The 9,762-nt window shown below is 42.9% G+C and carries 13 protein-coding genes; 11 read left to right on the forward strand and 2 right to left on the reverse strand.

Annotation, left to right across the window (positions count from 1 at the left end):
* Positions 1-296 precede the first annotated feature (296 nt).
* The 10 genes from rpoD to AC805_RS08315 all read left to right on the forward strand — a co-directional run bounded on the left by rpoD (position 297) and on the right by AC805_RS08315 (position 6,621).
* Complete coding sequence (gene rpoD, locus AC805_RS08280; protein ID WP_055074985.1) at positions 297-1,481, forward strand: RNA polymerase sigma factor RpoD; 1,185 nt, start codon at positions 297-299, stop codon at positions 1,479-1,481.
* Positions 1,482-1,505: 24 nt separating this feature from the next.
* Positions 1,506-1,988 (forward strand): DUF29 domain-containing protein, encoded by a 483-nt coding sequence (locus AC805_RS08285; RefSeq protein ID WP_055074986.1) that lies wholly within the window; start codon positions 1,506-1,508, stop codon positions 1,986-1,988.
* Between the two features lie 118 nt (positions 1,989-2,106).
* Entirely contained in the window at positions 2,107-2,259 is a 153-nt protein-coding gene (locus tag AC805_RS25505; RefSeq protein ID WP_156341351.1) for a hypothetical protein, read from the forward strand.
* 46 nt (positions 2,260-2,305) lie between these two features.
* Complete coding sequence (locus tag AC805_RS08290; RefSeq protein WP_055074987.1) at positions 2,306-2,959, forward strand: DUF3782 domain-containing protein; 654 nt, start codon at positions 2,306-2,308, stop codon at positions 2,957-2,959.
* Positions 2,960-3,083: 124 nt separating this feature from the next.
* Complete coding sequence (gene rpmH, locus AC805_RS24595) at positions 3,084-3,224, forward strand: 50S ribosomal protein L34 (protein WP_009626678.1); 141 nt, start codon at positions 3,084-3,086, stop codon at positions 3,222-3,224.
* Positions 3,225-3,344: 120 nt separating this feature from the next.
* Positions 3,345-3,695: a ribonuclease P protein component gene (gene rnpA / locus AC805_RS08295; protein WP_009626677.1), complete on the forward strand. Its 351-nt coding sequence runs from the start codon at positions 3,345-3,347 to the stop codon at positions 3,693-3,695.
* A complete protein-coding gene (locus AC805_RS08300) occupies positions 3,685-4,083 on the forward strand; it encodes a PH domain-containing protein (RefSeq protein WP_055074988.1) in 399 nt (132 codons plus the stop codon). The genes rnpA and AC805_RS08300 overlap by 11 nt, the downstream gene beginning before the upstream one ends.
* Positions 4,084-4,185: 102 nt before the next feature.
* Positions 4,186-5,487 carry a membrane protein insertase YidC gene (gene yidC / locus AC805_RS08305; RefSeq protein ID WP_055074989.1) on the forward strand — a complete coding sequence of 434 codons (1,302 nt, stop codon included), beginning with the start codon at positions 4,186-4,188 and terminating at the stop codon, positions 5,485-5,487.
* A gap of 97 nt (positions 5,488-5,584) precedes the next feature.
* Complete coding sequence (locus AC805_RS08310; protein ID WP_055074990.1) at positions 5,585-6,124, forward strand: R3H domain-containing nucleic acid-binding protein; 540 nt, start codon at positions 5,585-5,587, stop codon at positions 6,122-6,124.
* Positions 6,124-6,621 (forward strand): DUF177 domain-containing protein, encoded by a 498-nt coding sequence (locus AC805_RS08315; protein ID WP_055074991.1) that lies wholly within the window; start codon positions 6,124-6,126, stop codon positions 6,619-6,621. Before AC805_RS08310 ends, AC805_RS08315 begins: the two co-directional genes overlap by 1 nt.
* A gap of 171 nt (positions 6,622-6,792) precedes the next feature.
* On the opposite strand, the gene AC805_RS08320 is transcribed toward AC805_RS08315, so the two are convergent.
* Positions 6,793-8,334, reverse strand: coding sequence for a lipopolysaccharide assembly protein LapB (locus AC805_RS08320; RefSeq protein WP_156341352.1), 1,542 nt, complete (start codon positions 8,332-8,334; stop codon positions 6,793-6,795).
* Positions 8,335-8,826: 492 nt separating this feature from the next.
* On the opposite strand from AC805_RS08320, the gene AC805_RS08325 reads away from it, so the two are divergent.
* The gene (locus tag AC805_RS08325; protein ID WP_055074993.1) at positions 8,827-8,979 is read left to right on the forward strand and encodes a chlorophyll A-B binding protein; all 153 of its coding nucleotides are present in this window, start codon (positions 8,827-8,829) and stop codon (positions 8,977-8,979) included.
* A 143-nt stretch (positions 8,980-9,122) separates the two neighbouring features.
* On the opposite strand, the gene rpsF is transcribed toward AC805_RS08325, so the two are convergent.
* Positions 9,123-9,491, reverse strand: a complete 369-nt coding sequence (rpsF, locus tag AC805_RS08330) for a 30S ribosomal protein S6 (RefSeq protein ID WP_055074994.1) — start codon at positions 9,489-9,491, stop codon at positions 9,123-9,125.
* Positions 9,492-9,762: the final 271 nt, after the last annotated feature.

A 9,762-nucleotide genomic window follows, 5' to 3' on the forward strand; every position in this document is an offset into this window, starting at 1 on the left:
CCGCCACTCATCTCTGGGGTTTTGATTCGTCCTAGCGATCTCTTACGTTGCTATAGTTATTTAAATTCTCATGTCAAAAAATTTTTGTAGTCGGGTTGCCATCGTTAGACTATAAATGTATAAGTAGGATTTGCACCAATTTGACTAAAATCAAGAATTGTAAATTGACCCTTAGACAGGATTTTCACAATTCTAAGTAGCTCAAATCACCATTTTTATATTTGACAAGCTACAATCATCTAGGTGTAAATCCCCGTAGAAAAAGTTTTAGACAGTACGGATCTGAGGAATCTGGCATGAGCAAAACAGCCATCGACCTACCTATTGAAATCAAGTTGCCTGTTGGCAAACTTGGCGGAAATCTTGAAGAAATTGAAGAAGACCTTGAAGATGATGATGATATCGAAATCGACAAGGACGATTTAATTGATGACTCAGATGAGGACGCAGACATTGATGAGGACCCTGACAAAACTGGCAAAGCAAGGGGGACAAAAAAAAGAGCTAGCCAGACTAAGAAAAAACATTTTACCGAAGACTCGATCCGCCTTTACCTGCAAGAAATCGGTCGTATCCGCCTACTCAGAGCTGATGAAGAAATTGAGTTAGCGCGTAAAATTGCCGACCTACTGGAACTAGAATTAAAGCGCGAAGAATTAGCCACTGAGGCTGAATGTCATCCCGATGATGTCCGCGAACCAGAATGGGCAATCAAAATGGGGATGCCCCTCGGCGAATTTCGCAAACGTCTCCACTCTGGTCGTAGGGCAAAGGACAAAATGGTGCAGTCGAACCTACGTCTAGTAGTATCGATCGCCAAAAAGTACATGAATCGTGGCTTATCCTTCCAAGATTTGATCCAAGAGGGCAGTTTAGGCTTGATCCGTGCCGCCGAGAAGTTCGACCATGAGAAAGGTTATAAATTCTCGACCTATGCGACATGGTGGATTCGTCAGGCAATTACCCGCGCGATCGCCGATCAATCCCGTACTATTCGCCTTCCAGTCCACCTTTACGAAACCATTTCGAGAATTAAGAAAACAACTAAGTTGCTTTCTCAAGAAATGGGTCGCAAGCCCACCGAGGAGGAAATCGCCACTCGCATGGAAATGACGATCGAAAAGCTCCGCTTCATCGCCAAATCTGCCCAGTTGCCAATTTCTCTTGAAACTCCTATCGGTAAGGAAGAAGACTCCCGCCTCGGTGACTTCATTGAGTCCGAAGGTGAAACTCCAGACGATCAAGTTGCGAAGAGTCTCCTACGCGAAGACCTCGAAAGCGTGTTAGGTACTCTTAGCCCTAGGGAACGCGATGTGTTGCGTCTCCGCTATGGCTTAGATGACGGACGCATGAAGACCCTCGAAGAAATCGGGCAAATCTTCAACGTTACCCGCGAACGCATCCGCCAAATCGAAGCTAAGGCTCTCCGCAAATTGCGCCATCCTAACCGCAATAGCGTTTTAAAAGAGTACATTCGCTAATTTGTTCGCTGTTGAGTGTCTGCTATGACTCAAGCCTTACCCAAACCTTCTAATACATCCCTCTACGATCGCGATCTTCATCTCTGGCTAGAAGAGGCGATCGCCCAGTTAAAAGCTGGTGATTTTCAAAATCTTGATATTGAAAATTTAGTGGAGGAGTTAGAAGGTTTGGCTGGTAGGGATAGACGGGAAATAAAGCAAAGATTGACTACGCTCATCGAGCATTTGCTAAAGCGTTGCTATGTCAAAAGTGAGTATGACTATGCAGGCTGGGTGGAAACCATTGATAGAACACGCAATGCCCTTAGGGATATTCTCAAGCAGTCACCGAGTTTAAAAAATTACGTTAGTAGCCCTGATTTATTTCAGGATGCTTTTGATGATGCTTTACGCATAGTTAGAAGAAATACAGGTTATAAGTCCGTAGATTTTCCTGATACATGGCAATTTAGTCTCGATATTGACGCATTATTAACTATTGATTTCTGGGAAAAGAAAGGCAGATAAGTTTCTATTTACCCATCAATTTCTCGATTAATTTCTCGATTAATTTTTTTGGCACGCTAATAGAGCAGAATCAGGAGCTTTACGTTTCGGTCAATGTCATACTGGGATGACGTTAGGGATGGCAGATGCTCATACTGGTTATTGGAGTAATGATGTTGTTGCGGATTTAGTTGCGGATTTAATGGCATTACTTGTGGGCGGAGATTACGTCCCTACGAAAAGAGTTCATACTGGTTGGCGCAGCTATAGCGAAGCTCTACAAAGGAATTAAAAATAAATTAAATATAATAGTTTCAGAAAATTAAAAGCTCACAAAAATGACAACTCCTGTAACTATCGAAGATATTTATAAATTATTTGAAAGATCTCAAGAAAAATTAGACAAGAGCATAGCTGAAGCTGATCGCCGTTTTGCTGAAAGCGATCGCCGTTTTGCTGAAAGCGATCGCCGCGCCACAGAATCTAGAGCTGAACTAGAGAGACTTATTGTTGAGCGCGAAAAAAGCTTAGCTAAATTAGAGCGTACAGTTGAACGTACTAGCAAAGCCATTGATGCGCTAACTACTCGTTGGGGACGTTTTGTGGAGGAGTTAGTTGAACCTGCGGTTTTAAGACTTTTTCAAGAAAAAGGCATTGATGTTAAAGAGGTATATCCGCGTGCGCGAACCAAGCGACAAGGTGCAGCAATGGAGATCGACATCTTAGCCATTGATGATACTGAGTTGGTATTAGTAGAGTGCAAATCTCGACTTTCCAAAGATGATGTTGATGAATTTATCGAAAAGCTCAAGCGTTTCAAAATTTCTTTTCCCCATTACAAAGACTATCAAGCCTATGGCGCAGTAGCAGGCATAGAAATTAATGAAGGCATAGATCGCTATGCCTATCGTCAAGGCTTGTTTGTAATTAAGCCATCAGGGGATAATGTAGCGATCGCTAATGACGAAGATTTCAAACCATCTTATTGGTAAAAAAAGCTGAAAATAAGTTCTTAGACTGTCTTACTAAAACTATACATAGGCTCAGAATAAGTGTTATGATTAAAAGCCTGTGAAAAAATGACATCCTTTGAAACTAAATAAGTAAGTAACGGTTATGACAAAACGTACTCTACGCGGTAGTGTCCGCAAAAAGAAGCGCACCTCTGGATTTCGCGCCAGAATGGAATCTCCCACAGGCAGACGAGTAATCAAGGCTCGCCGCAGCAGAGGCAGAGTTCGCCTCACCACCGTATAGGCGATCGTCAATTGATCGTTTTGATCGTTCCGATGCGCTAATGCTAGATTTAACTCGCAATTTGCCTTTTATTTTGCCTTTTATTTTGTATTTTATTTGATTTGCAATTGATAATCTCTAGTGCTTCCTAATCAAAACCGTCTGCGGCGGCGAGAAGATTTCGCAAAAGTATATGCCAATGGCGATCGCTATAGAGGCACTTACCTAAACTTGCGAATCCTTTTTGACAGCAATATTCCCTTAACAAGGATAGGCATAGTTGTCAGCAAAAAAGTCAGCAAGTTGGCGGTAACCCGTAATCGATTTAAGCGTCAACTTCGCGCCATTTTTCGGCAACTTCTGTCACAATTGAGATGTGGATTGCAAATAGTTGTAACAGTGACTACTGTTCAAAGCAAGCCAAGTTATCAAGAACTTTGGGATGACCTAAAGAATTTACTAGCAAGGGCAAAGGTTTTGCATGGCAGTTAATGAGGAAGTTTACTACGAAGGCGCACCTCACATTGGCGATCTAATTATTAGTTTGCTGATGAGTATTTTTGTGATCACAATTCCCTTTGGTATTGCTGCCATCACGAGAGCATTATGGTTGCGCTATAGAATCACCAATCGACGTATTACTGTTACAGGTGGTTGGATGGGGCAAACCCGTACAGACGTTGTGTATGCAGAGATCGTCAAGATTGTTACTGTCCCCCGTGGTCTGGGCAGTTGGGGAGACATGGTACTCACTCTTAAGGATGGTTCTCGTCTAGAGCTAAAATCCTTGCCAAAATTTCGCGAAACATACGAATATATTGAATCGAGGCTGAGCCTCAAAGCGCGAGACATCAGTGGCGCGATCGGCGGCAAAGCCTAAAATATTGAAGGATCGTCCTCGAAAATTAAATCTTGGGCGATCCTAATTTTCATGAGTGATATTCGTTATCATTCGGATGCAAACCCAACAGTAAAGTAGAAAATGGATTTCGGTGTAGGTTTTCTTTCCAACAACATAATGTTGCCTTTCCTAGATTTTTTCTACGGCATCGTGCCGAATTATGGATTGGCAATTATTGCATTAACGTTAGTTGTACGTTTTGTGTTGTTCCCCGTTAGTGCTAATCAGCTTCGCAGTATGCGACGCATGAAAATTGCTAACCCCGTAATGCAACAAAGAATCAAAGAAGTTCAAGAGCGCTATAAGAGCGATCCAGCTAAGCAGCAAGAAGAGCTAGCCAAGGTTAACTCGGCAAACTTCAAAGAGTTTGGGAATCCCTTGTCGGGATGCCTACCTGCCATTATTCAATTACCGATCCTGTTTGCACTGTTTGCAACCCTCAGGGGATCGCCCTTTGCCGACATTAATTATTCTTTAAATTTTCAGATTGCGACTCCTGAAAATACAGCGCAGATCCAGCATCAGCCCTTTACATCTCCTAGCCAAAACGTTTACTTTGCCGATCGCGTTCATTATCCAGTATTGGCAACCGCAGAAAATGGTACAAACTTGGCGATCGGCGAGAAGTCAAAAATCGTTTTGCAGACATCTGAAGGTAAAGATTTTAATGCTTTATCCAATGAATACCCAGATATTGACCTGACAACCAAGTGGAAAGTCACTAAAGGTCAAGATTTAGTTGAGGTTCTAGAAGATGGAACCGTCATCGCCAAACAAGCAGGTGATGTCACAGTACAAGCAACGGTTCCCGGACTTGCCTCTAATAAAGGTTTCCTATTCATTAAGGCTCTTGGCAAAACTGGTGTTAAAAATGCTGATGGCAGCATTAACTGGGACATTGTGATCATGGTATTAGGATTTGGCGTAAGTCTTTATGCGAACCAATCCATATCCAGTGGCTCTACTCCTAAAATGGCTAATGCAACTCCTGAATCTTCTCAGCAGGAAACGATGAACAAACTCACGCCGATTATTTTCTCTGGCATGTTTTTGTTTTTCCCTCTGCCTTCGGGAGTCATGCTTTATATGTTGATTGCCAATATTTTCCAAACTTTGCAGGCTTTTATTGTTGCCAAAGAACCGTTACCTGAGAATTTACAAAAGCTTGTAGCAGTTTCAGCTAGTTCTGGCGCTGCTAGCTCTAAAGCTGAAGGTAAGGCGATCGCTTCTAGCAAGACGGAAACGAGCAAGATTCCCTTTGATGCCAAAGCTAAAGCAACCTTAGTGGATGACAAAGATAAGGATAGCAAGAGCCCTACCAAGTCCGCGATACCTTTTGAGCCTAATTCATCGAACTCTAAGAAAAAGAAGAAGGGCTCTTAATTTAAAGTGGGTGGTGCGATGTGCCGCCCACTTTAATTATTAATTATGGCAATATTGCAAAAATATTGAATAGATATTTGATGGGGAAAGTGGGTTTATGGAAGATACTTCAGCAAATACAAAAGCAAGCGTAAACGCAAGTGCAAATTGGTTGCAAGAGCTTTTGGGATTGATGGGTTATGCAACTTCGGTAGATATCAGACTCGCAGACACAGCCCCAGAACAGGTCGACACTTCTAAAAACTATTGGGTGGAAATAAGTCCTGAGGGTTTGCAGGCTCAGCAAATTCAGCGACTAACAGGTCAAGATGGTCTAGTGCTTGACTCTTTGCAGTATTTGGCTAATGTTATGTTCAATCGACATCTACAGGCAGAGCCAGCAGATGCGGAAAGCCGAATTTTTTATACTGTGGAATTAAATGGCTATCGATCGCAACGCCTCGCCAATTTACAATCCTTGGCAGATCAAGCCGTACAGCAAGTGCGGGAGACAAAGACCGAATTTGTTATTAAACAATTGTCTTCAGCCGATCGTCGCCATATTCACCAACTTTTAGAAGAATTTGCCGATATCGAAACCCACAGTCAGGGTAGAGAGCCAAATCGTCACTTAATCGTTAAATTGGTGCAGAGCTAATGGAAAACCTATACATACCTCAGATTGCCAAGGCTGTTAATGCCACGGAGGAATTTGAATTTAAAGAAACCCTTGAAGGGCTAGAAACCTTAACCCCCGTTCAAGGATTTATGAGCGTACGCCACGTTGGTTCATTTATTGAAGTCACTGCCAAAGCGTCAACGATCATCACCTTAACCTGCGATCGCACATTGGTGCAATTCAACTATCGCTTGGTAATCGATACTTCCGAGATGATTTGGTTGGCTGAGCCGTTACCTGAAAGCGAGTATCCCAAGGAACGGGAAATAGAAACTGGAGACTTAGTGGAGTCCCTATCGCCCAATGGTTACTTCGATCCTGCGGCATGGCTGTACGAACAATTAATCTTAGCTATTCCCTATCCTAAGATTGCTCCCGATGCGCCCGCCCTTGAGATATCGGATCGTCCTGACGAAAATTCAGATAAGACTTTAGACAAGCGGTGGGCAGCCCTAAGCTCCTTAAAATTTGAATAAAAATTTGAATATAGCTGTTGCCAAGTGTAACTCCAAGAATTGAGTGGCGGCGCTTCGCGCCGCCACTCAATTCTTGGGGTTTGATTTTTCTCAAGTCAAGTGACTGTAGCTACAAAAAACAAGACTGGCGGCGCAAAGCGCCGCCAGTCTTGTTTTTTGGCTAAGCAATTGCTATGTCGCGCAAGCAAATAGCTTTTCAAGTTGCAGTTTTTCGGCGGGGTTTTCAACCGTTTGCGCAATTTCCTTGGCTTTAGCACGTTGACCGATCGTCCAATAAACACTGCTAATATCCGAATGCGCTCTGGAGCGAATATTCGGATCGGGTGCAGTTTTAGCGATCGCTAAGCTTTCTTGTAAAATTGGCTCGACTAGTTCGTTTAAACCAAACTCACCGTAGTTGCTGGCAATGATATTAAACGCAAAAAGGCGATCAATCGGTTGAGAGAAATTTTGAGCAATTGTTAAGGCTTGAGCCCATACTGTTTTAGCCAGTTCCGCCTTTTTCAGGATCTGGTATTGACGACCGACTTCTACCAATAGAGTAAATACATCACTTGAAGGGGTAACCTTTGTTAAACCCTGCAAACTCCGATCGAATAGTTGAAGAGCCTTTTCATTATTCTTGTCCTTGACATAGGAAATTGCCACGTTAGCAATACCCACGCTCTTTTCTACGGATTGATCATCAAGGTTAGCAATAACTTCCAAAGCCTTATCGTACTGCTTGGAAACTAAGTACTGATTGGCAATCAGAAAGAGCGATCGCGTTTTTAAAATTTCAGCATTGACGGTTGCCGTTTGTTCCACAGCCTTGGGATCGGGGACAGCTTTCGTCTCTTTCGGCTCAACATTCTTGAGGTTTTTATTTGCTACCTTGGCGGCATTTGGGGAGGGCTTGGATTTCTTAGCATCTTTATCAGCGGCATCCTTAGCAGAAGCGATCGCCCGATCGCGCATCTGATCGAATTCTTCAAAAACTACACCTAACGAAGCCACCGCCTTAGCATGATCGCCAGCCTGTGCGTAGCTACCTGCGATCTCTACCCTTGCTCTTGTCTTGATATTCGGGTCTTCGATCATCGGCAACAAATCCGTTGCCGCCGCAATTGCTCCTTCAGAATTTGCCGCATCACCAATTTCGGTGTAGGCATTGGCGATCGCGGCAAAAGCACGGGATCTCACGTAGGCATCAATAATTTCGGGAGTTTCCCTATTTGCCTCAATTAGTAGCTTTTGGGCGCTACTCTTGTCGCCAGCTTCACCATAGGCTTGAGCAATTTTGATAGTCGCAAAAACTTTATCCACGGGATCAGTTAATTCCTTAACGATATCCAGAGCCTTACTAAGGGAATCGATCGCCAACTTTGGTTGCGAAGCCTTAGTCAATCGTCCCGCGATATCTAATAGGGCAAAGGCTTGAAGTGATGGTTTAGGGATATCGTTGGCTGCGGCTAAGCCTTTCTGCAAGACTTTTGTGGATCGATCCAAAAGATCCAATTCTAAATATTTACCTGCAATTTCGGTATAGGCAGCAACCTTTGCTTCGGGGGATGTCCCTGCGTCAGCTAAGGACACAAAACACTGAAGCGGTACGCCCTGAAATTTAGGATCTCCAGCTTTTGGGGAACTAGCTGCCCATACTGCCCCAGTTGTTGTCCAATTAATCAACAACGCTAAGCAGCCAGCCAGAAGCCTCATCCATATTTTTCGCATAGTTAATTCTGTCCTTGCGTAAATTATTGCGTGAAATATCTCTTGGATTCTACCCAATTCACAAGCGATCGCACCTAAATATAGGATTTGAATTCGATTTAATTGCTGATACTTCCTTCCCAGTGAAGAATTAGCGTTGCGGCGCTTCGTGCCGCAACGCTAATTCTTGGTTTTTAATGTCTAATTTTATAGCGGGAAGGGAGTATACAATCAAAAATGGGTAAAGAGAGGATTTGACCCCGTTCAGGCAATGCGTCCAGATGTCCGAGCGAAGTCAAAGCCCTATTTTGCTCGCAAATTAATTATGCCCAGTTACTTATAGCCCAGCAATTTAAATAAAAAAATCATGCCAAGGGTTGCGGCGCGAAGCACTGCAACTCTTGGCATGATTTTTATGTCTGTCCTAGGGCAGAAAGATATCAAGAAAGATTGCGAAAGTTTAAGCTATCTGTTACATTTCTAAATGTAAGCTAGTTAAAAGGTATATCAATTATGTCTGACGACAACCGTAATGTATGGAACTGGGGTTTCACTTCTGGTGCTGAAAATTGGAACGGACGCTTAGCGATGATTGGCTTTGTGTCTGCACTAGCGATCGAACTAATTAGCGGTCAAGGTGTATTGCACTTCTGGGGCATCCTGTAATTTTTTGATATAGCAACATAAGTTTTAAAACCCAAAAATAGATTGGCGGCACGTAGTGCCGCCAATCTATTTTTGGGTTTTGTATTGAGGATCTTTTTGTTGGAGAGAAAATTACATCAAGGGTAATTTTCTCCATAGTTTAACTATTCGGCAGCAGCAACAACAACTGGTTCTTCAGCATCGGGAATAATTGCTTCAGCATCTTCTTCAATAGCTTCTGGATCTAACTTAATCGTTAGATAGCGAATCACGTCATCGGCAAGACGCATGGATTTTTCTAGGCTTTCAATCGTTTTAGGGGTTGCAGAGTAGTTTACTTGGATGTAAATACCTTCACGGTGTCCCTTGATGTCATAGGCTAATCTGCGTCTACCACGGTGTTGAATCGTGATATTTTCAGATTCTTGCTGTACTAAGAAGTCTTGGTATTTTGCGATCGCTGCATCGGCTTCCTGATCGGGAAGATCGGGACGCAGGATATACATGGTTTCGTACAAACGCTTAACTGTCATTTAATATTTTCCTTACGGTCAGTATTTGGCTTCTAGGAACTTACATAGAAGCAAGGATTTATTATTATACCGCTTTAGGGCAATCAATCATATAGTTTTTCATAAATTGTCCTACTGCCTTTCCCGTAAAGGATTAGAGGTTGCGGTGCAAAGCACCGCAACCTCTAATCCTTTACGGGAAAGGCAACGCCATTTTGGGAATCTCAAAACCTTACTGGGTTTTGTGTTTAATTCATAAAAGTGTTGTCACACTTTCGTGAATTGGTATAAT

This window comes from Pseudanabaena sp. 'Roaring Creek' (assembly GCF_001402795.1).
GTDB lineage: Bacteria > Cyanobacteriota > Cyanobacteriia > Pseudanabaenales > Pseudanabaenaceae > Pseudanabaena.